This window comes from Idiomarina sp. 29L (assembly GCF_004123135.1).
In the GTDB taxonomy this organism is placed as follows: Bacteria; Pseudomonadota; Gammaproteobacteria; order Enterobacterales; family Alteromonadaceae; genus Idiomarina.
The window spans coordinates 214623-236223 of the sequence record NZ_SDJS01000001.1; the positions used below are offsets into that span (position 1 = coordinate 214623).

Below are 21601 nucleotides of genomic sequence, written 5' to 3' on the forward strand. Positions count from 1 at the left end.
CTAATCAACACGGGTGTTGCCGCAAGGTAATACCCGTGTATTCGTATCAGAGTAGGACAGAAGACGTAACATTATGGCGACACAAGATTTCTATCAAATTCTTGGGGTCTCAAAAGACGCCAGCGACCGTGATATTAAGAAGGCATACAAACGTATGGCGATGAAGTATCACCCGGATCGCACGAAAGGCGATAAAGACCTTGAATTAAAATTTAAAGAGATAAAACAAGCCTACGAGGTCTTATCTGACCCGCAGAAGCGCCAGATGTATGACCAATATGGGCACGAAGCCTTCGAACAGGCACGTCAGGGCGGTGGCGGCCCGGGCGCCGGCGGATTTGGCGGTGGTGCCGATTTTGCTGATATTTTTGGTGATGTATTCGGTGATATTTTTGGTGGTGGTAGACGCCAACAAGCACGTGCACAACGTGGTGCGGATTTACGCTACAACCTGGATATGTCGTTGGAAGAAGCGGTGCGAGGTAAAACCGTAGAGCTGAAAATTCCTACCTTGGTGGAATGCGAAGACTGTGACGGTAGCGGTGCCAAGAAAGGCAGCAAGCCTCAAACCTGTGGTCACTGTCATGGTGCTGGTCAGATCCAAATGCGCCAGGGCTTTTTTGCGGTTCAACAAACCTGCCCGCAATGTCGGGGCACAGGTAAAATTATTAGTGACCCATGCCGTACTTGTCATGGACAGGGTCGCAAAGAAGAAACTAAGACCTTGTCAGTGAAAATTCCAGCAGGTGTGGATACTGGCGACCGTATTCGCTTAGCCAATGAAGGTGAAGCGGGTGAGCACGGCGCGCCGGCAGGGGATTTATATGTTCAAGTGCATGTCCGCGAACATCCAATTTTCTCTCGCGACGGTAACAACCTTTACTGCGAAGTACCGGTCAGCTTTACCAAAGCTGCGTTAGGCGGAGAAATAGAAGTGCCGACCCTGGACGGTAAAGTGAAGCTGAAGGTGCCTAAAGAAACGCAAACCGGTAAACATTTCCGTATGCGTGGCAAGGGCGTTAAGTCAGTTCGAACAGGGGCTGTCGGTGACCTTATCTGTAAGGTGGTGATTGAAACACCAGTGAACTTGTCTTCGAAACAGCGTGAAATGCTCGAAGAGCTGGAAGAGTCTATGGGAACCGGTGATGAAGCGGCAAAGTTCAGACCTAAGGAAAAAGGTTTTTTTGACGGCGTAAAGCAATTTTTTGATGACTTACGTGGATAAATTAGCTATCACTATAAGGTGTTAGTTAATGAACGGAGGCAGCAAATGCAGTTAAAAACAGCTTTGTTAGGCATTACCGCAGCAGTGACTTTGGCCAGTTGCGCGCAATCACCAACTGGCCGCTCACAATTGCAGTTATATTCGAGCAGTGAGCTGAACAAAATGGGCGCTGCCTCCTATGAAGAAATGCGAAAAGAAGGGAAGATCAATAAGGATGAGCAGATCAACGCATATGTACGTTGTGTAACAGATGCGTTGGTTGATACTTTACCTAACGAGTACTCTGAGAAAGAGTGGGAAGTGACGGTATTTGATGAGCCTACGGTTAATGCTTTCGCTTTGCCCGGCGGTTATATCGGTGTATACAACGGCCTTTTGGAAACGGCCGAAAATCAACATCAGTTAGCCGCAGTGATTGGCCATGAAATCGGTCACGTTATTGCTGAGCACAGTAATGAACGTATTTCCAGTAATATGCTGGTCGGCCTTGGTCTGCAGATTGGCGGCGTTATTGCAAACAGCCAGCTTGATAGCAAAGAAGCGGGTTTGCTCATGGCGGCACTGGGTATTGGCGCGCAAGTGGGGGTTCTTTTACCGTATTCGAGAACGCATGAATCTGAGTCTGACGAGCTGGGTCTTGAATATATGGCTGATGCGGGGTTTCAGCTCGACCAGGCCCCTGAATTATGGCGCAATATGAAAGCCGCTTCAGGCGGTTCTGCACCACCAGAATTATTGTCTACTCACCCGAATCCGGATACTCGTATTCGGGACTTAGAAGCGCAAATACCCTCGCTTCAAAGCCGGTATCAGCAAGCGGTTGCTGCAGGAAATACACCTAACTGTCAACGACCTGCATCGCTTGATAAAGTCTCCAAGTAAATTCTTCTTTTATTCAGTATATAAAGCGCGGCTTGTTTTAGCCGCGCTTTTTTGTTTAAACGGTTATAAGGTATATCAACCGGTTCTTTCCCTTTAAACAGTGAGTCACTAATCTATCGCCCATTTATCCGACTAACGGGCAGTAGTATGTTAAAAGTGTGGTTTGCAATTCCATTTTGGCAGCGTGTTTTAGGCGCGTTTGTTGGGGGTATGCTGATTGGAGGATTGGCGCCAGACGTCGGTATAGCGCTTAAGCCACTTGGCGATCTGTTCATAAAAGCCATAAAGATGCTGGTGGCGCCGTTAATTTTTTGCGCCATTGTCAGCGCCATTACTGACCTAAACGATGGCAAAAAATTAGGACGACTGGGTGTAAAAACCATTGGTTTATTCATGTTCACAGCGGTTATTGCCAGTGCAATAGGTTTGACACTGGCGACCGTTATCGACATTACCCCCGAAACAGTTTTGACCCCAACTGAACAAAATGAAAAAAACATTCCGAGTGTGTCAGACGTTTTTCTCAACTTTGTTCCTGATAACCCATTTGCGGCGCTGACAGAAGGTAATGTTTTGCAAATAGTGGTTTTTGCGGCGCTGGTTGGTATTGCGATCCAACGGTTAAGTCAAAAGGCAGAGCCGTTGCGTAAAACGATCAAGTCGGGCGCCGAAGTTATGTATGAAATTACCCGCATGGTTTTGCAGTTAACGCCTGTTGGTGTCTTTGGTCTGATGGCTTGGGTTATTGGTGAATATGGTTTTTCAACGTTGCTGCCGCTGGCTAAGTTTGTTGGTGTTATTTACTTGGCATGCCTTATTCATATTGTGGTTGTTTATGGTGGTTTGGTTCGCACTGCCGGCGGTATGAGCGCCTGGCAGTTCTTTAAAGCCGTGTTTGACGCACAAGTTGTTGCGTTTACCACGTGCAGCTCATTCGGCTCGTTACCGGCCGCTCACAGAGCAGTAACGGAACGCCTGAAAGTATCAAAAGACTACGCAAGTTTCGTATTGCCGTTAGGTGCGACCATTAATATGGATGGCTGTGGTGGTATTTATCCCGCTGTTGCGTCAATATTTATCGCACAGTTGTATGGTATCCCATTAGAATGGATGGACTACGGGCTTATCATGTTAACCGCGACGCTCGCTTCTGTTGGGACAGCCGGCGTGCCGGGCACAGCTTTAGTTATGCTGACGGTGACATTGAATGTTATTGGTTTGCCACTCGAAGGCATTGCTTTTATTGCTGCTATTGACCGCATCATCGATATGGCGCGAACGCTGACAAATGTCACCGGTGATATGATGGTGTCACGAGTAGTTGCACGAAGCGAAAACCTGTTGCAGGATGACAGCACAGCTAAAATGGAGTCGTAATAATGTTGAAAGTTGGGGTTTTGGGTGCATCCGGACGTATGGGACAAACGGTTGTTAGTGCGCTTAGCCAAAGTGAGAACGCGAAATTAACCGCGGCAGTTGTACGAGCAGTCAGTAGCTCCTATGGGAAAGAGCTGAAAGATGGACTTCAGTATACGTCGCTGCAAGACACTAACGCTCAGAATATCGACGTACTCATTGACTTTTCGTTACCCGAAGCTCTTGACGACAATCTCTCGTTTGCTTGCCAGAACGGTATTCCAATTGTCGTTTGCACGACAGGTTTGGACGATAATCAGCAGCAACAGTTAATGAAAGTCTCTGAAGATATTCCGGTTCTATACGCTCGCAACACCAGCGTCGGTATTGCGTTATTAGAGCAGTTAGTTGCTTTGGCGAGTGCTGCTTTATCAACGGCTGATATTGAGATATTTGAAGCTCATCATAAACACAAGAAGGACGCGCCATCCGGCACGGCTATTGCGCTTGGAGAAGCCGCCGCAGTAGGCAGACAGCAAGAATGGACTACCGTGAATGGCGGAGTACGTGGTGATGGCGTCAGGCAAGACGACAGTATCGGCTTCTCGGTCATGCGAGCCGGCGATATTATTGGTGAACATCAGGTGACTCTTGCCACAGAAGGTGAACGCATAGAACTGAGCCATAAAGTCAGCAATAGAAATACCTTTGCACAAGGTGCCGTCAATGCGGCTTTATGGTTACAAGACCAGAAGCCCGGCTACTATAGTATGCAGGACATACTGAAGCTCAATAAGGTGTTTAATCAGTTACTCAAGCAATAAATATAACTGGACGATTTGGGTAAAATTTCGTAGAATAAGTGCAATTTGCCTAAGTCAATTCGGGCAGTTAATTCAGTCAGTTAACGTGCTTTTGGATGTAACAGGCAAAATGCGCGGTTCAGGACGCAAGGCGGGCGAAGTCAAATTATTTGATTCACCCGTTTTTTTATGTACGGAGGTTGCCCTTGAGTATTCTAGCGAGTCAATCCGCTAAACGAGCGATTCTGGTGCTTGCCGACGGGTCCGTTTTTCGCGGAACCGCAATAGGAGCGGAAGGCTCCGCCGTCGGTGAAGTTGTCTTTAATACGGCAATGACAGGCTATCAGGAAATTCTTACCGACCCATCTTATACCGAACAAATTGTTACCCTCACTTACCCCCACATTGGCAATACAGGCACTAACTCAGAAGATCAAGAGTCTGATAACGTCTGGGCGAAAGGTCTTATTATTCGTGATATGGCCATGAAAGCCAGTAACTTTCGAAAAGAAGAAACACTCAGTGCCTATTTGCAGCGCCATAATGTGGTGGGTATTGCTGATATTGATACGCGTCGTTTGACTCGAATACTACGAGAAAAGGGCGCTCAGAATGGCTGTATTATTGTCGGTGAGCTTGACGAGCAGAAAGCGCTGAAGTTAGCGCAAGAGTTCCCAGGGTTAAAAGGCATGGATCTAGCAAAAGAAGTCTGCTGTGACCAGCCTTATGAATGGAAGGGTGGAAGTTGGCAATTGGGCGAAGGCTTCACCCAGCCAGAGCAGTCTAAATATCATGTTGTTGCATACGACTACGGCTGCAAACAAAATATCCTAAGGCTATTGGCTGACCGAAACTGTAAACTAACCGTGGTACCCGCGCAAACGACTGCAGAAGACGTTCTGGCAATGAACCCGGATGGCATCTTCTTATCGAATGGACCGGGCGACCCAGAGCCATGTGATTATGCAATAAAAGCCATTAAAACCTTTCTGGAAAAAGACATCCCAATTTTTGGTATCTGCTTAGGTCACCAGCTGCTCTCAATTGCCAGTGGTGCGCAGTCCGTCAAAATGAAGTTTGGTCACCATGGTGCGAACCACCCGGTTCAAGATCTTAAAACGAAGCAGGTTATGATAACCAGTCAGAACCACGGCTTTGCGGTTGATGAAGAAAATCTGCCGGCGTGCCTCGATGTCACGCATCGCTCATTGTTCGATGGAACCTTACAAGGCGTTCACCGTAACGATAAACCGGCCTTTAGCTTCCAGGGACACCCGGAAGCAAGTCCTGGTCCGCATGACGCCAGTGAGCTTTTCGACCATTTTATTGAATTAATGCAGGCTAATGCGTAATTCGTTGTTCAATAAGCAATTACGTATAGCGAGAGGATAGACAGAGCGACTTATGCCAAAACGTACCGACATTAAAAGCATTTTGATTTTAGGCGCAGGTCCGATTGTTATCGGTCAGGCGTGCGAGTTTGATTACTCTGGAGCCCAGGCCTGTAAAGCGCTACGCGAAGAAGGGTACCGAGTGATATTGGTAAACTCGAACCCGGCAACTATTATGACCGATCCGGAAATGGCCGATGCGACCTACATTGAGCCAATTCACTGGGAAGTGCTTGAGAAAATCATTGAGCGTGAGCGTCCGGATGCTATTTTACCGACGATGGGCGGGCAAACCGCACTGAACTGTGCATTAGATTTGGATCGTCATGGAGTGTTGGAGCGCTATAAAGTAGAAATGATTGGTGCCAACGCCGACGCGATTGATAAAGCGGAGAACCGAGATCGTTTTGACAAAGCCATGAAGGCCATTGGTCTGGAAACGCCCAATGCAGAAATGGCGCACAGCATGGAAGAAGCATTCGATGTCCTTGACCGCTTAGGCTTTCCTTGCATTATTCGTCCGTCGTTTACAATGGGCGGAAGCGGTGGCGGTATTGCTTATAACCGCGAAGAGTTTGAAGAAATTTGTCGTCGCGGACTGGACTTGTCCCCAACGAATGAGCTTCTCATTGACGAGTCATTGCTTGGCTGGAAAGAATACGAAATGGAAGTGGTGCGCGATAAAAGCGATAACTGCATTATCGTATGTACCATCGAAAACTTCGATGCCATGGGTATTCACACTGGTGACTCTATTACGGTTGCTCCAGCGCAAACGCTGACCGATAAAGAATTTCAAATAATGCGTGATGCGGCGATGGCTGTACTGCGTGAAATTGGTGTGGAAACCGGTGGCTCTAACGTTCAGTTTGGCGTTAACCCTGATACTGGACGCATGGTCATTATTGAGATGAACCCACGAGTTTCTCGTTCGTCGGCGTTGGCGTCGAAAGCAACGGGCTTCCCAATTGCAAAAGTGGCGGCAAAATTAGCTGTTGGTTATACGCTGGATGAACTTGAAAACGAAATTACCGGTGGTGTCACACCTGCGTCGTTCGAGCCTGCGTTAGACTACGTTGTCACTAAAATTCCTCGTTTCAACTTTGAGAAGTTTGCGAATTGCAACGACCGTTTGACGACCCAGATGAAATCAGTCGGTGAGGTGATGGCCATTGGTCGTAACTTCCAGGAGTCCATGCAAAAAGCTCTGCGTGGCCTGGAGTTGGGGGCAGCTGGTTTTGACCCGGTTGTTGACTTACAGGCAGAAGACGCTCGCTCAAAGGTGATTCGCGAATTGAAAGAACCGGGTGCCGAGCGTATTTGGTACATTGCGGACGCCTTCCGTTTAGGTATGACGGTTCGCGAAGTATTTGAGCTGACACGCATAGACGAGTGGTACCTGATTCAAATTGAAGAGCTTATCAACCTTGAAAAAGAAGTTGATGAGCTAGGCTTGGCTGGACTTTCAAAAGAGGTCATGACCGTTCTGAAACGTCGTGGATTTGCGGATGCCAGAATAGCCGATGTACTTCACGTCAGCGAAGCCGAAGTGCGTAAGAAACGTCAACAGTTCAAAATACACCCGGTTTATAAGCGCGTAGATACCTGTGCAGCAGAGTTCGCGTCAAGCACTGCATACATGTATTCAAGTTACGACGAAGAATGCGAAGCCGAACCGTCTGATAAAGAAAAAATCATGGTTATTGGCGGCGGACCTAACCGTATCGGACAAGGTATTGAGTTCGATTATTGCTGTGTTCACGCGGCGCTGGCGCTTCGTGAAGACGGTTATGAAACCATTATGGTGAACTGTAACCCGGAAACTGTTTCAACCGATTACGATACGTCCGACCGTCTGTACTTCGAACCGATTACCTTAGAAGATGTACTGGAAATTGTTCGTATTGAGAAGCCGAAAGGCGTTATTGTTCAGTACGGTGGCCAGACTCCGTTGAAACTTGCGCGTGAGTTAGAAGCCAATGGTGTACCTATTATTGGCACCTCGCCAGATGCTATCGACCGCTCAGAAGACCGCGAACGTTTCCAAACAGCGGTTCGTCGTTTGGGCTTGAAGCAGCCTGAAAACGCAACAGTCACAGGTTTTAACGAGGCTCTGACCGAAGCGAAGCGCATTGGCTATCCGTTGGTCGTTCGCCCATCGTATGTTCTTGGTGGTCGCGCTATGGAAATAGTGTATGACGAGACCGACTTGCAGCGTTATTTAACCGATGCTGTAAAAGTGTCAAATGATGCGCCTGTGCTGTTGGATAAATTCTTGGATAACGCAATTGAAGTTGATGTCGACGCCATTTGCGACGGTAAAGATGTGTTGATTGGCGGCATCATGCAGCACATTGAAGAAGCCGGTGTTCACTCAGGTGACTCGGCATGTTCGTTGCCGCCTTATTCTCTGAGTGACATCATTCAAGCGCAATTGCGCGAACAGATGCGTAAATTGGCGTTTGAATTGAACGTAAACGGCTTAATGAATGCGCAATTTGCTGTAAAAGACGATGAAATTTATCTAATTGAGGTGAACCCTCGCGCCGCTCGTACCGTACCTTTTGTTTCAAAGGCGACAGGTGTGCCGTTGGCGAAAGTAGCTGCGCGGGTTATGGTGGGACGTAGCCTGGAAGAACAAGGTTACGTAAAAGAAATTATTCCACCGTATTACTCGGTTAAAGAAGTGGTCATTCCGTTTGCGAAGTTCCAGGGGGTCGATCCAATTCGAGGTCCTGAAATGCGCTCAACGGGTGAGGTTATGGGCGTTGGCGAAAGCTTCGAAGAAGCCTACGCAAAAGCGAACCTTGGTGCCGGTGAAGCGTTAGCGAAAAAAGGTAAAGCGCTTATTTCTGTGAAAGACAGCGATAAACAGCGCCTTATGGATCTTGCGCGTGGCTTGTTAGCTTTAGGTTTCAGCTTAGAGGCCACCCGCGGTACCGCTAAAATGCTGGCAGAAGAGGGCATTGATTGCTCTATCGTCAACAAGCTTCAGGAAGGTCGGCCAAATATTGTTGATGCCATAAAAAATGGCGAGTACAGTTATATCATTAATACAGTAGAAGGTCGTCAGGCGATAGAAGACTCTGTTTACATTCGCCGTGAAGCTCTATTGAATAAAGTGATTTACACCACCACATTAAATGCAGCGTTCGCGACGGTAAAAGCAAACACGGCGGACGACAGAGCTAGAGTAAGCTCAGTGCAAGAATTACATAAAAGGGTATCGTTAGTATGAACCAGATTCCAATGACGGAACGGGGCGCTCAGCTGTTAAGAGATGAGCTGAAGCGCTTAAAAACGGTAGAGCGACCTCGCATTGTTGAGGCGATTGCCGACGCACGGGAGCATGGCGATTTAAAAGAAAATGCGGAGTACCATGCAGCACGTGAACAACAAGGTTTTTGTGAAGGCCGAATTCAAGAAATTGAATCGAAGCTTTCTAACGCTCAAATTATTGATGTGACGAAAGTACCGAACAATGGCAAAGTCATTTTTGGTGCGACAGTCACTGTGTACAATACTAAGACCGACGAAGAGGTGACATACAAAATTGTCGGTGATGACGAAGCGGACATAAAATCGAATCTTATTTCTGTTAATTCACCTATTTCTCGTGCGTTAATTGGTAAAGAAATTGATGATGTTGCTACTGTTACTACGCCAAATGGTGAAGTTGAGTACGAAGTCGTTAAGGTAGAGTACAAGTAACACACTAAATTTCTTAAAGTTTTTAAGGGCTGGAAACTTAGGTTTACCAGCCCTTTTTGGTTTTTGGGATCACGAGAGGTGGTTTTTTCGACAGATTGTTGTATATTTCCGCATCTAATACTGGCTATTAACATTAAAGAAACAAAGAAGCTAAACAATGGACACGGAAGCCCCTAAGTTCGATCCTCTCTCTTATACTCAAATTGATGATTTGACCGTCAAAGAATGTTTTGAACGACTTAAGCTCGTGACGAATAAAACAACTTACAAGGATATCGCAATATGGCTTGGTAAAACCCAGGCTGAGTATAATAATTGGAGACGAACGGGCAAATTGCCATGGCCTGATATCATTCGGGCATTATTGAAAGAGGGTATTTCATTAGATTGGTTTTGCGCTCCCGGCCAGCAGTTGAGTAAACCTCAATACAGCTACAGTATTGGTGACTATACCAAAGCAAGTGTTAGAGAGCATGAGCAGTGGCAGCGGTTAAACTTTCTCAATGCTCACCGTCGAGTTGTACCTTTGATGAAAAAATATGGGCTAGAAGGCAGCAGAAAAGCGGAGGCCTTTCTGCTGGACTGTTACTTATTGTCAAAAGACAACTTCCTGAACAAAGAACAAGCTGTTGAGCTTATTGCGAGAGCCTTAGCAATGCAGCCGCCGATACCTTCAGAATAAAGCGAATAGATTAACGACGCGGTAGTTTTATTTGTGGCTCTTCAGCTTGCTTATACAGAATTTGAGTTTTACCAATAATTTGCACTTGCTCAGCGTCGGTATGCTGAACAATAGTTGCCATAATTTGCTGGCGTAACTCTTTGTCTTCTTCCGGCACTTTTACTTTTATGAGCTCATGGTGTTCAAGTGCTTGCTCTATTTCGGCAATAACACCTTCGGTTAATCCGTTTGCGCCTAATAACACAACAGGCTTTAACGGGTGAGCCAGTCCTTTCAAAAACTGCTTTTGTTTATTTGTTAATGACATTTGCTAATATTCCGGTTTACGACTTGAATTTTTGGTATTGTAACGCCAGATAAGGTGTTCTAGCCAGTTAATTGAGGAAACTTCGGTAAATCATGGGAAAAAAGCGCAGTGTCAGTAGTCAGCGTTGGCTGAAAGAGCATTTTGATGACCATTTTGTGCAAAAAGCGCAAAAAAAAGGCCTGCGTTCTCGGGCGGTTTTCAAACTGGAAGAAATTCAGCAAAAAGATAAGTTGATCAAAAAAGGCCAAACTGTCGTTGATCTAGGGGCTGCTCCCGGCGGTTGGTCACAATACGTGGCTGACTATTTCAATGGTGACGGGCAAATTATCGCCTGCGACATTTTACCGATGGACCCAATCGCTGGTGTCGATTTCCTTCAGGGCGATTTTCGTGAAGAATCTGTACTGGAGGCGTTAACCGACAGAATTGGTGGCAAGAATGTCGATGTTATATTGTCGGATATGGCGCCCAATATGAGTGGTAATGGCACGGTTGATCAAGCTCGCTCTATGTACTTAGTCGAGCTTGCTTTAGATATGTGTCACCAAGTATTGAAACCTGGCGGCCATTTTGTCGTCAAAGTATTTCAGGGGCAAGGGTTCGAAGAGTTCCTGAAAGATGCAAGAGCCGCTTTTAAAACGGTCAAAACACGTAAACCAGATTCTTCTCGGGCTCGTTCCAGAGAAGTCTACTTGGTAGCGACAGATTATAAACTGTAGTACCCTGTTGGGTAGTGATTTTAATAGAGGTAATAGGCTTTGAGCGATATGGCAAAGAATCTCATCTTGTGGCTGGTAATAGCCGTTGTGCTGATGAGCGTTTTTCAGAGCTTCAGTCCAAGCGAATCGTCGTCTTCAACCATGGCGTACAACGAGTTTGTAAGTCAGGTTAACAATGGCAACATTCGCAAGGCTGAATTTGGTGATGACGGACGCACGATTTCAGGGGTAACTCGAAACGGACAATCTTATAAAACGGTTGTTCCAACCCAGTACGATCCAAAAATCCTGGACGATTTATTGGCGAACGACGTTCAAACACAAGGTACTCCTCCTGAGGAACAAAGTATTCTTGCGTCTATTTTCATTTCATGGTTCCCAATGCTGTTGCTTATTGGTGTATGGATATTCTTCATGCGTCAAATGCAAGGCGGTGGTGGCAAAGGCGCCATGTCGTTCGGTAAGAGTAAAGCCCGTTTAATGAGCGACGAGCAAATAAAAACAACGTTCAAGGACGTGGCTGGTTGCGACGAAGCCAAAGAAGAAGTAACCGAGTTGGTTGACTACTTAAAAGATCCATCGAAGTTCCAACGCCTGGGCGGTAAAATCCCGAAAGGCGTGCTAATGGTTGGTCCTCCTGGTACTGGTAAAACCTTGCTGGCGAAGGCAATTTCAGGCGAAGCCAAAGTACCATTCTTTAGTATTTCGGGTTCTGACTTCGTTGAAATGTTTGTCGGTGTTGGCGCCTCGCGTGTTCGCGATATGTTCGAGCAAGCGAAAAAGTCAGCACCATGCATCATCTTTATTGATGAGATAGATGCGGTAGGCCGTCAACGTGGCGCAGGCCTGGGCGGCGGTCATGACGAGCGCGAGCAAACACTGAACCAAATGCTGGTTGAAATGGACGGCTTTGAGGGCAACGAAGGTATTATTGTCATTGCCGCTACTAACCGTCCAGACGTACTTGACCCTGCATTACTCAGACCTGGACGTTTTGATCGTCAGGTTGTGGTGGGGCTACCTGACGTTCGCGGTCGTGAACAAATTCTGAAAGTACATATGCGCAAAGTACCTTTAGGTGATGATGTTAAACCAGAGCTGATCGCTCGTGGTACACCAGGCTTCTCCGGCGCAGATTTAGCGAACTTAGTGAATGAAGCTGCCTTGTTTGCTGCACGTGGTAATAAGCGTGTCGTTGCAATGGAAGAATTCGATAAGGCAAAAGACAAGATCATGATGGGCGCAGAGCGCCGCTCGATGGTCATGACCGATGATGAGAAAGCGATGACCGCGTATCATGAAGCGGGTCACGCGATTGTTGGTCGTTTAGTACCAGAGCACGATCCTGTCTATAAAGTATCTATCATTCCACGCGGTCGTGCGTTGGGTGTGACAATGTACTTGCCCGAGCAAGACCGGGTTAGTCACAGCAAGCAGCACTTAGAAAGTATGATTTCGAGCTTGTTTGGTGGTCGTCTAGCCGAAGCCATTATTTATGGCGATGAAAAAGTCACGACAGGCGCTTCTAACGATATTGAGAGAGCAACAGAAATTGCTCGTAAAATGGTGACTCAGTGGGGCTTATCGGAAAAAATGGGGCCACTGCTTTATGCTGAAGACGAGAACGAGGTGTTCCTTGGTCGTCAGGTGACACAGCATAAGAATATGTCTGATGACACAGCGCGGGCTATCGATGAAGAAGTGAAATCTGTTATCGATAAGAATTACCTGCGCGCAAAACAGATTCTTGAAGAAAATGTCGATATTCTTCATGCAATGAAAGATGCGTTGGTAAAATATGAAACTATCGATGCAGACCAAATCGATGACTTAATGAATCGTCGTGAAGTTCGCCAACCTAAAGGCTGGACAGATAACAATAACGACGGTGACGGCACTAACGGTGGCGCTGCTAAAGCAGATGATACCGAAGAGCGTCCAAACAGACCTATCAATGTCGATAAGCCTGGTGACGCAACCTCGTAAGAAGTAGGTTAATTTAAAAAGCCACCGCAAGGTGGCTTTTTTGTAATAGGGAAGCAAATCGGGAGCTGCTATGCCTAAGAATCCAAAGCCTCTGCAAGTAATGGGTATTTTGAATGTGACGCCCGACTCGTTTTCGGATGGCGGTCGCTACAATCAATTAGACGTAGCCATCAGTCGAGCAAGTGAACTCATAGAGCATGGTGCCGATATTCTTGATATTGGCGGAGAGTCGACCCGCCCCGGTTCAGATGCGGTTAGTGAGGCTGAAGAGCTGGAGAGAGTTATTCCTGTTATAGAAGCAATAAAGCAGCGCTTTGAGATACCGGTTTCTATCGATACAACCAAAGCGGCGGTGATGACTGAAAGTGTTAATGCCGGTGCAAGCTTGATAAACGATGTGAACGCGTTAAGAGAAGCTGGGGCAGTTGAGGCGGCGGCTCGTTCTGGTGCAGAAGTGTGCCTGATGCACATGCAGGGCGAGCCGCGCACCATGCAAGAGCAGCCACATTACGACGATGTTGTCTGTGACGTTAAACGCTTTTTTCAAGAGAGAATCGATGTTTGCACGGCGGCGGGCATAGCAAGAGAAAAAATTTGGCTCGACCCCGGGTTCGGTTTTGGCAAAACCCCCCGCCACAACTATCAGCTATTACAACGACTGCAGGCGTTTCATGAATTGCAACTGCCATTGCTCATTGGTTTGTCACGGAAAAGTATGATTGGTCATGTGACCGGACGAGACGTGAGTGACAGATTGGCAGGCAGTTTAGCCGGTGCAACCATTGCAGCGATGAAAGGAGCACGTATAATTCGCGTTCACGATGTAAAGGAAACGGTTGATGCGATGAAAGTCGTCGCGGCAACATTAGAAGGAGAGCACATTTGAGCGAGCGTAAGTATTTCGGCACCGACGGTGTCCGTGGGCGAGTTGGAGACTACCCCATAACCCCTGACTTTGCGGTGAAATTAGGTTGGGCCGCAGGTCGAGCCTTAGCAGCGAAAGGCGCAAGTCGAGTATTGGTCGGTAAAGATACTCGCGTGTCAGGCTATATGCTGGAGTCAGCGCTTGAAGCGGGCTTGGCTGCTGCGGGTGTTGGCGTTGATTTTCTAGGGCCTATGCCGACCCCCGGAATTGCTTACTTGACCCGAACCTTTAGAGCGGCGGCTGGTATTGTGATTAGTGCTTCACATAATCCTTATTATGACAACGGTATAAAATTCTTTGCCGACAATGGTCATAAACTGCCTGATGCTACGGAGCTTGAAATAGAACGTCTTATTGATGAGCCGATGGACTGTGTTATTTCGGAAGAGCTTGGTCGTGCTCGTAGAATTAATGATGCAGCAGGTCGTTACATTGAGTTTTGTAAAAGCGTGTTCCCTAATGAGATGACCCTCGAAGGTATGCATATTGTTGTCGACTGTGCCAACGGCGCAACTTATCACATCGCCCCTAATGTATTTCGTGAGTTAGGCGCAAAAGTGACTGAAATTGGTACAGAGCCGAACGGTTTAAATATCAATCATGAATGCGGTGCGACACACCTCGATGCGCTGCAAAAAACGGTGATTAAAGAGAAAGCCGATTTAGGCATAGCCTTAGATGGTGATGGCGATCGCATTATGATGGTCACCGAAAATGGACGTGCGATTGATGGTGATGAAATTCTGTACATGTTAGCAGTCACTGCGCAACAGCAAGGGCAACTGCAAGGTGGCATTGTCGGCACCTTAATGACTAATTTCGCTCTTGAACGCGAGCTGAACAAGCGCAATATACCTTTCGTGAGAGCAAAAGTAGGCGACCGCTATGTGATAGAAGAACTGGTTAAACGCGACTGGTATTTAGGCGGCGAGAACTCCGGACACCTAATCAATCGCCAACACCATACGACAGGCGACGGTATTATCGCCGGTCTGCAAGTGTTAGCGGCTATGTATCAGGAAGGAAAGTCATTAGAGCAGTTGAGCTGTGACTTTAAGAAAATGCCTCAGGTACTGGTGAATGTTCGTTTTGAAAAGGGGCAACAGCCACTTGAGTCATCGGCCGTGAAAAGTGTCGTTAAAGAAGTTGAGTCAGCTCTTGGTGACAAAGGCCGAGTACTGTTACGTAAGTCAGGCACTGAGCCGCTTATCCGAGTCATGGTAGAAGGAGAGGATGAAGGCAATGTGCGCGCTTATGCTCAACAAATCGCCAGCGAAGTTGAAGCGGCTACAAATTAAACACTTAGCGGCTTTGCTAAAAATGTTGCTTGTATCTTTGAGCGGGTTTCGCTACTATTCCCGCGCTCTGAAGTAGAGGACAAATTATGCCAAATGCATCGTTAGTGATTGCAAACTGGAAAATGAATGGAAATAAAGCGTTGGTCAAAGAAATGACGGCGTTTTTAAGAGATAACAAAGAGCAATTTAATGCTGTTGACGTTGTCGTTTGTCCTCCTTTTACGCTTATTTCTGATTTAACGCGTGAATGTTACTACGACGATATAGCCGTTGGTGCGCAAAATGTATCTGAGCATGAAAGCGGTGCTTACACTGGTGAAGTATCAACGTCCCAGTTAAAAGAAGCCGGTGTTGGTTATGTGTTAATTGGTCATTCAGAGCGACGTCAGTTGTTTGCTGAAAATGATGAGCAAATTAACCGGAAAATTAAATCAGCATTGAGCGCGGATTTACAAGTGGTTCTTTGTGTTGGCGAAAATAAGTCACAAAGAGACGCAGGCGAAACCTGGAATGTGGTATCGCAGCAAGTGAAAAGTGCATTGCAGGACGTCGCCACTGACAACGCAGGAAAAATTATTGTTGCTTATGAACCTGTTTGGGCAATAGGAACAGGTGATACAGCAACACCTGAACAAGCTCAGGAAGTGCATGAAAATTTAAGAGCACTGGTTGTCGACTTGTTCGGTGAAATTGGCAATAAATTGCCATTGTTATACGGTGGTTCAGTCAAGCCTGATAACGCAAAAGAATTGTTTTCACAAAAAGACATTGATGGTGGCCTGATAGGCGGTGCAAGTTTAAAAACTAACGACTTCCTAAGTATCTGCCAGGCAGCACAAGGGTAATTTAATTATGTATGAATTTTTAATGATCGCATTTTTGGTCGTGGCCATTATTTTGATTGGATTTATCATGATTCAACAGGGTAAAGGTGCAGACATGGGCGCATCGTTTGGTGCGGGTGCATCAAATACTGTATTTGGATCGTCAGGTTCGGGTAACTTCCTGAGTAGAACGACAGCGATCTTGGCCGTTGTGTTTTTTGTTTTGAGTTTGGCGCTAGGTAATTTATCAACGTCAACCGGTGAATCGACTGACGACTTCTCTGATTTATCGGTTCCGGAACAAGAAGAGCAGCTGCCGCCAGCTGAAAGCAAAGAAGACGAGTCGTCGGACGTACCGCCGGTTAACTAAAGTATTCGCAGAAGTGGTGGAATTGGTAGACACGCTATCTTGAGGGGGTAGTGCTCTAACGGGCGTGCGGGTTCAAGTCCCGCCTTCTGCACCAATTAATTTCTCTCTGATTGTTGCTTCAGAGCTTGAAAATAAAAGAAAAAAACGTATAATGTGCAACAAGTTTCGGACGCGGGGTGGAGCAGTCTGGTAGCTCGTCGGGCTCATAACCCGAAGGTCGTAGGTTCAAATCCTGCCCCCGCAACCAAATTCAATGAAGTAGGACATGGTAATAGACTTCGTTGAATAACTGACAAAGGGTCCAGTGTTTAAAAAGCCCCGCAGCAGCTCGGGGCTTTTTGCTATGTGACCTTAGCTATCTTAAGATAGCCAGAACACTGGGCGCTTGCGCCCTTTTTTTGTTTTTAGGAGGCAGTAATTGGCAAATTTGCAGGAACGGCTAACAGACATTATTCGACCCGCGGTTGAAGCTCTGGAGTACGAGCTGTGGGGCGTTGAGTTTGTTCGCGCAGGTAAATTTTCGACATTGCGCGTATATATTGATCACCCAAATGGTATCAGTGTAGATGATTGCGCAGATGTTAGTTATCAGGTTAGTTCTTTGTTAGATGTTGAAGACCCGATAAATGCTGAATATAACCTGGAAGTTTCTTCTCCCGGTATGGAAAGGCCATTTTTTAATACCGAGCAAATGGTGCCCTATATCAATGAAACTGTTGCAGTGCAGTTGGTAGCCGCCCAGAAAAACAAAAGAAAATTTCAGGCATTACTGGACGCAGTTGAAGACGACACACTGACTTTAACTGTCGATGACGATACGCTTCAGGTGAAAATGCGCGATGTAAAAAGCATTCACCTGGTTCCAAGATTTGATTAGATTGCGTTGGCGAGGCAGCACTCATGAGTAAAGAAATACTGTTAGTCGCAGAAGCGGTTTCAAACGAAAAAGCCGTCCCAAGAGAAAAGATTTTTGAAGCGTTAGAGTCAGCTTTGGCGCACGCGACTAAAAAGAAGTACGAAGGCGATATTGATGTACGTATTGATATTGATCGTCAGACCGGTGAGTTCGATACCTACCGCCGTTGGTTGGTGGTTGAAGATTCTGATGAAGGCTTGGAACATCCGTACCGCGAAATAAGTTTATCAGCAGCGCAGTATGAAGATCCGTCACTGAATTTAGGTGACTATGTTGAAGAGCAAATTGATTCCATTCAGTTTGACCGCATCACCACGCAAACGGCAAAGCAAGTTATTGTGCAAAAGGTTCGTGAAGCTGAACGTGCACAAGTGGTTGATGAATATCGTGACCAAGTCGGTGAAATGGTTAGTGGTATTGTAAAGCGCGCTAACCGAGAGCACGTGATTTTAGATTTAGGTAACAATGCCGAAGCTATTATTTATCGTGACGAAATGCTGCCGCGTGAATCGGTTCGTCCTGGCGACCGTATCCGTGGTTTGCTTTATGACGTGAAGCCAGAAGCGCGCGGTGCTCAACTGTTTGTTAGCCGAACGCATCCTGAGTTTCTGTTAGAGCTATTCCGCATTGAAGTCCCAGAGATTGGCGAAGAAATGATAGAGCTTCGCGGTGCTGCACGCGACCCAGGCTCACGTGCTAAAATTGCTGTTAAGAGCAATGATAAGCGAATAGACCCTGTTGGCGCGTGTGTTGGTATGCGGGGCGCCCGTGTTCAAGCCGTATCGGGCGAGCTGGGCGGCGAACGAGTCGATATTGTCCTTTGGGACGACAACCCGGCACAATTTGTTATCAATGCAATGGCACCGGCAGAAGTGGCGTCTATTGTTGTTGATGAAGATGCCCATACCATGGATATTGCCGTAGCAGAAGATAATCTGGCACAGGCTATTGGTAAAGGTGGTCAGAATGTTCGCTTGGCAAGCCAGTTAACAGGCTGGACGTTAAACGTCATGACAGAAGATGAGTTTAATGAGAAAAACGAAGCGGAAACGCAACGCTTGTTAAACTTGTTTATTTCAAGCTTGGATATTGACGAAGATTTCGCAACTGTATTGGTAGAAGAAGGCTTCTCATCGCTTGAAGAAGTCGCTTATGTGCCAGTTGCAGAGTTCCTTGAAATTGAAGGAATGGATGAAGATATTGTAGAAGAGCTTCGTGGTCGTGCTCGCGCTTACTTAACGACGAAAGCATTGGCTAACGAAGAGTCTTTAGAATCGGCTGAACCTGATGAAACCTTGTTAAACTTAGAAGGAATGGATCGCCACCTTGCTTACGTATTAGCAAGTAAAGGCGTGACCACTCTGGAAGAATTAGCAGAGCAGGGCATTGATGACTTAGCCGATATTGAAGAACTTGATGAACAGCAGGCTGGCGATTTAATAATGAAAGCCCGCAATATTTGCTGGTTCAGTGAAGAACAGTAAAACGATCAGCGGAGGTACAACAGACTATGGAAGAAGTAACGCTCGAAAAGCTGGCCAAAGATGTCGGTACAACAGTTGATCGTCTGGTTCAGCAGTTCGCTGAAGCGGGCATGAACAAAAAAGCTGGCGACTCAGTTAATGAAGAAGAGAAACAAAAGTTGCTGGCTCACCTAAATCGCCAACATGGCGGTGGTGGCAGCTCTGAACCCAGCAAAATGACACTGAAACGAAAAACCAAGAGCACGCTGAGTGTTGGCGGTGGTCGTGATTCTAAATCGGTACAAGTTGAAGTTCGTAAAAAGCGGACTTACGTTAAACGCTCAGCTGCAGAAGAAGCAGAGCGTGAAGAACAAGAACGTGTAGCGAAAGAGCAAGAGGCGGCGGAAGCGAAACGCCGCGAAGAAGAGCAAAAGCGTGAAGAAGAGCAGCGCAAAGAAGCAGAGGCAAAAGCCAAAGCGGAGCGCGAGAAAGCCGAGAAGGAAAAGGCTGAGAAAGAAAAGGCTCGAAAAGAGAAAGAAAAAGCACGCCAAAAAGCAGAAGCTGAAAAGCGCGCTGCGATGACGCCAGAAGAACGTGAAGCTGCTGATAAAGCGAAAGAAGAAGCTGAAAAACTGAAACGTCAGCAAGAAGAAGAAGCCCGTAAAAAGGCGGAAAAAGAAGCGGAAGCGCAAGCGGAAGAAGCTCGTAAACTGGCAGAAGAAAACGCAAAACGCTGGGAAGAAGAAGAGCAAAAACGTAAGCAGCAAGAGCAGGAAGATGTGCACTTTACAACGTCTTCTACAGCTCAGGAAGCAGAAGACGCTCAGGACTTCGATGAAGAACGCAAAAGTCGCCGTCGTAATAAAAAACGTCGTCGTAAAGATGAAGAAAATGAAGACGCACCGCGTCGCGAGAAGCGTCGTAAGGGCGCTCGTAGAGGAGCTTCTTTGCAACAAGGCTTTAATAAACCCGCTCAACCTGTTGAGCGAGAAGTAAAAATCGGTGAAACCATTACGGTGGGTGAACTGGCAAACCGCATGGCGGTTAAAGCAGGTGACCTCATAAAAACCATGATGAAAATGGGCGAAATGGTCACTATCAACCAAATTCTGGATCAGGATACAGCCGCTCTGGTTGTTGAAGAGCTTGGTCATAAACCCGCATTGGTTAAAGATAATGCGCTGGAAGAAGAAGTGCTATCTGATCGCCATGAAGGTGGTGAAGAAGCGCCGCGCGCACCTGTTGTCACCGTTATGGGTCACGTTGACCACGGTAAAACGTCACTGCTGGATTACATTCGTAAAGCGAAAGTGGCTTCCGGCGAAGCTGGCGGCATTACACAGCACATTGGTGCGTATCACGTAGAAACCGATCAAGGCATGGTCACTTTCCTGGATACTCCGGGACACGCTGCGTTTACGTCAATGCGTGCTCGAGGTGCAGGTGCGACGGACGTGGTTATTCTCGTAGTGGCGGCTGATGACGGCGTTATGCCGCAAACTAAAGAAGCCGTTCAACACGCGAAAGCAGCTGGCGTTCCATTAATTGTTGCTATCAACAAAATGGATAAAGAAGAAGCTGACCCAGACCGTGTGAAAAACGAGCTGTCTCAGTTGGATGTTATTCCTGAGGACTGGGGCGGTGATACCATGTTTATTCCAGTGTCCGCACACAGTGGATTGGGAATTGATGAACTGCTAGAAGGCGTGCTGCTGCAGTCTGAAGTCCTTGACCTTAAAGCGGAAAAAACCGGAATGGCGTCAGGTATCGTGGTTGAATCACGTCTTGACCGTGGTCGTGGACCAGTAGCAACAATTCTTGTTCAGCGTGGTTTGCTGAAACAAGGTGATGTGGTTCTTTGTGGTCTTGAGTACGGAAAAATTCGCGCGATGCGTGACGAAAATGGTCAAGAAATTAAAGAAGCCGGCCCATCAATTCCAGTGGAAATATTGGGTCTATCCGGTGTCCCACAAGCAGGTGATGAAGCGACCGTTGTAAAAGACGAGCGTAAGGCCCGTGAAGTGGCAAATTACCGTCAAGGTAAATACCGTGAAGTGAAGCTGGCTAAGCAGCAGAAAGCGAAGCTGGAAAATATGTTTGCGAACATGGAAGAAGGCGATGTTTCCGAGTTGAATATTGTTCTTAAGTCAGACGTTCAAGGTTCACTTGAAGCAATTTCTGATGCATTGACCAAACTGTCTACCGATGAAGTGAAAGTGAATATTATTGGTAGCGGTGTCGGTGGTATCACCGAAACTGATATTTCTCTGGCAAGCGCTTCTAACGCTATCGTCGTTGGTTTCAACGTTCGTGCGGAAGCAGCGGCTAGAAAACTGGTAGAACAGGAAAACGTCGATCTCCGTTATTACAGTGTTATTTATGACTTGATTGACGAAGTAAAAGCGGCGATGAGCGGTATGCTCCAGCCTGAGTTCAAGCAGGAAATCATTGGTCTTGCTGAAGTTCGTGATGTCTTTAAGTCGCCTAAGCTTGGTGCTATCGCCGGCTGTATGGTCACTGAAGGTATTGTAAAGCGTTCAGCGCCAATTCGAGTCTTGCGTGACAACGTAGTTATTTACGAAGGTGAGCTTGAATCACTGCGTCGCTTTAAAGATGACGTTCAGGAAGTTCGTAACGGTATGGAATGTGGTATCGGTGTTAAGAACTACAATGACGTTAAAGAAGGCGACCAAATCGAAGTCTTCGAAACGGTTCAAGTTGAACGTAAGCTTTAAGGAAAGGT

General features: G+C 46.8%; 18 protein-coding genes and 2 tRNA genes. 19 read left to right on the top strand and 1 reads right to left on the bottom strand.

Features of this window, described 5'->3' with window-relative positions; all coding sequences use genetic code 11:
• Positions 1–73 precede the first annotated feature (73 nt).
• The 8 genes from dnaJ to EST55_RS01010 all read left to right on the top strand — a co-directional run bounded on the left by dnaJ (position 74) and on the right by EST55_RS01010 (position 10050).
• Positions 74–1225 (top strand): molecular chaperone DnaJ, encoded by a 1152-nt coding sequence (gene dnaJ, locus EST55_RS00975; protein ID WP_088768529.1) that lies wholly within the window; start codon positions 74–76, stop codon positions 1223–1225.
• Positions 1226–1270: 45 nt separating this feature from the next.
• Positions 1271–2107 carry a M48 family metallopeptidase gene (locus EST55_RS00980; protein WP_129496192.1) on the top strand — a complete coding sequence of 279 codons (837 nt, stop codon included), beginning with the start codon at positions 1271–1273 and terminating at the stop codon, positions 2105–2107.
• A gap of 147 nt (positions 2108–2254) precedes the next feature.
• Positions 2255–3484, top strand: coding sequence for a dicarboxylate/amino acid:cation symporter (locus EST55_RS00985; protein ID WP_129496193.1), 1230 nt, complete (start codon positions 2255–2257; stop codon positions 3482–3484).
• Positions 3485–3486: 2 nt separating this feature from the next.
• A complete protein-coding gene (gene dapB, locus EST55_RS00990) occupies positions 3487–4287 on the top strand; it encodes a 4-hydroxy-tetrahydrodipicolinate reductase (RefSeq protein ID WP_129496194.1) in 801 nt (266 codons plus the stop codon).
• Between the two features lie 185 nt (positions 4288–4472).
• Entirely contained in the window at positions 4473–5618 is a 1146-nt protein-coding gene (gene carA, locus EST55_RS00995; protein WP_100690454.1) for a glutamine-hydrolyzing carbamoyl-phosphate synthase small subunit, read from the top strand.
• Positions 5619–5670: 52 nt separating this feature from the next.
• Positions 5671–8895 carry a carbamoyl-phosphate synthase large subunit gene (gene carB / locus EST55_RS01000; protein ID WP_129496195.1) on the top strand — a complete coding sequence of 1075 codons (3225 nt, stop codon included), beginning with the start codon at positions 5671–5673 and terminating at the stop codon, positions 8893–8895.
• Positions 8892–9368: a transcription elongation factor GreA gene (greA, locus tag EST55_RS01005; RefSeq protein ID WP_088768523.1), complete on the top strand. Its 477-nt coding sequence runs from the start codon at positions 8892–8894 to the stop codon at positions 9366–9368. The genes carB and greA overlap by 4 nt, the downstream gene beginning before the upstream one ends.
• A gap of 157 nt (positions 9369–9525) precedes the next feature.
• The gene (locus EST55_RS01010) at positions 9526–10050 is read left to right on the top strand and encodes a hypothetical protein (protein WP_129496196.1); all 525 of its coding nucleotides are present in this window, start codon (positions 9526–9528) and stop codon (positions 10048–10050) included.
• A gap of 10 nt (positions 10051–10060) precedes the next feature.
• Here the strand turns inward: EST55_RS01010 and yhbY are convergent, their stop codons facing one another.
• Positions 10061–10357, bottom strand: coding sequence for a ribosome assembly RNA-binding protein YhbY (gene yhbY / locus EST55_RS01015; protein ID WP_088768521.1), 297 nt, complete (start codon positions 10355–10357; stop codon positions 10061–10063).
• 92 nt (positions 10358–10449) lie between these two features.
• Here yhbY and rlmE point away from each other — a divergent pair, with 92 nt between their 5' ends.
• The 11 genes from rlmE to infB all read left to right on the top strand — a co-directional run bounded on the left by rlmE (position 10450) and on the right by infB (position 21593).
• The gene (gene rlmE, locus EST55_RS01020) at positions 10450–11076 is read left to right on the top strand and encodes a 23S rRNA (uridine(2552)-2'-O)-methyltransferase RlmE (RefSeq protein ID WP_088768520.1); all 627 of its coding nucleotides are present in this window, start codon (positions 10450–10452) and stop codon (positions 11074–11076) included.
• Between the two features lie 39 nt (positions 11077–11115).
• The gene (gene ftsH / locus EST55_RS01025; RefSeq protein WP_088768519.1) at positions 11116–13062 is read left to right on the top strand and encodes an ATP-dependent zinc metalloprotease FtsH; all 1947 of its coding nucleotides are present in this window, start codon (positions 11116–11118) and stop codon (positions 13060–13062) included.
• Between the two features lie 70 nt (positions 13063–13132).
• Entirely contained in the window at positions 13133–13948 is an 816-nt protein-coding gene (folP, locus tag EST55_RS01030; RefSeq protein WP_129496197.1) for a dihydropteroate synthase, read from the top strand.
• Positions 13945–15285 (top strand): phosphoglucosamine mutase, encoded by a 1341-nt coding sequence (gene glmM / locus EST55_RS01035; protein ID WP_129496198.1) that lies wholly within the window; start codon positions 13945–13947, stop codon positions 15283–15285. Before folP ends, glmM begins: the two co-directional genes overlap by 4 nt.
• Before the next feature lie 86 nt (positions 15286–15371).
• Positions 15372–16130, top strand: a complete 759-nt coding sequence (gene tpiA / locus EST55_RS01040) for a triose-phosphate isomerase (protein WP_129496199.1) — start codon at positions 15372–15374, stop codon at positions 16128–16130.
• A gap of 7 nt (positions 16131–16137) precedes the next feature.
• A complete protein-coding gene (gene secG / locus EST55_RS01045; RefSeq protein ID WP_129496200.1) occupies positions 16138–16479 on the top strand; it encodes a preprotein translocase subunit SecG in 342 nt (113 codons plus the stop codon).
• A gap of 7 nt (positions 16480–16486) precedes the next feature.
• Positions 16487–16573 (top strand) — tRNA-Leu (locus EST55_RS01050).
• A 76-nt stretch (positions 16574–16649) separates the two neighbouring features.
• Positions 16650–16726, top strand: a tRNA-Met gene (locus EST55_RS01055).
• Between the two features lie 171 nt (positions 16727–16897).
• Positions 16898–17356, top strand: coding sequence for a ribosome maturation factor RimP (gene rimP / locus EST55_RS01060; RefSeq protein WP_100690445.1), 459 nt, complete (start codon positions 16898–16900; stop codon positions 17354–17356).
• 23 nt (positions 17357–17379) lie between these two features.
• Positions 17380–18879 carry a transcription termination factor NusA gene (gene nusA / locus EST55_RS01065; protein ID WP_100690444.1) on the top strand — a complete coding sequence of 500 codons (1500 nt, stop codon included), beginning with the start codon at positions 17380–17382 and terminating at the stop codon, positions 18877–18879.
• 26 nt (positions 18880–18905) lie between these two features.
• Entirely contained in the window at positions 18906–21593 is a 2688-nt protein-coding gene (gene infB, locus EST55_RS01070; protein ID WP_088768512.1) for a translation initiation factor IF-2, read from the top strand.
• Positions 21594–21601: the final 8 nt, after the last annotated feature.

What these genes read in the sequence shown, in the direction of transcription:
- dnaJ (WP_088768529.1), top strand. Translation starts at nt 74, where the DNA reads ATGGCGACACAAGATTTCTATCAAATTCTTGGGGTCTCAAAAGACGCC.
- EST55_RS00980 (WP_129496192.1), top strand. Translation starts at nt 1,271, where the DNA reads ATGCAGTTAAAAACAGCTTTGTTAGGCATTACCGCAGCAGTGACTTTG.
- EST55_RS00985 (WP_129496193.1), top strand. Translation starts at nt 2,255, where the DNA reads ATGTTAAAAGTGTGGTTTGCAATTCCATTTTGGCAGCGTGTTTTAGGC.
- dapB (WP_129496194.1), top strand. Translation starts at nt 3,487, where the DNA reads ATGTTGAAAGTTGGGGTTTTGGGTGCATCCGGACGTATGGGACAAACG.
- carB (WP_129496195.1), top strand. Translation starts at nt 5,671, where the DNA reads ATGCCAAAACGTACCGACATTAAAAGCATTTTGATTTTAGGCGCAGGT.
- greA (WP_088768523.1), top strand. Translation starts at nt 8,892, where the DNA reads ATGAACCAGATTCCAATGACGGAACGGGGCGCTCAGCTGTTAAGAGAT.
- EST55_RS01010 (WP_129496196.1), top strand. Translation starts at nt 9,526, where the DNA reads ATGGACACGGAAGCCCCTAAGTTCGATCCTCTCTCTTATACTCAAATT.
- yhbY (WP_088768521.1), bottom strand. Translation starts at nt 10,357, where the DNA reads ATGTCATTAACAAATAAACAAAAGCAGTTTTTGAAAGGACTGGCTCAC.
- rlmE (WP_088768520.1), top strand. Translation starts at nt 10,450, where the DNA reads ATGGGAAAAAAGCGCAGTGTCAGTAGTCAGCGTTGGCTGAAAGAGCAT.
- folP (WP_129496197.1), top strand. Translation starts at nt 13,133, where the DNA reads ATGCCTAAGAATCCAAAGCCTCTGCAAGTAATGGGTATTTTGAATGTG.
- tpiA (WP_129496199.1), top strand. Translation starts at nt 15,372, where the DNA reads ATGCCAAATGCATCGTTAGTGATTGCAAACTGGAAAATGAATGGAAAT.
- secG (WP_129496200.1), top strand. Translation starts at nt 16,138, where the DNA reads ATGTATGAATTTTTAATGATCGCATTTTTGGTCGTGGCCATTATTTTG.
- nusA (WP_100690444.1), top strand. Translation starts at nt 17,380, where the DNA reads ATGAGTAAAGAAATACTGTTAGTCGCAGAAGCGGTTTCAAACGAAAAA.
- infB (WP_088768512.1), top strand. Translation starts at nt 18,906, where the DNA reads ATGGAAGAAGTAACGCTCGAAAAGCTGGCCAAAGATGTCGGTACAACA.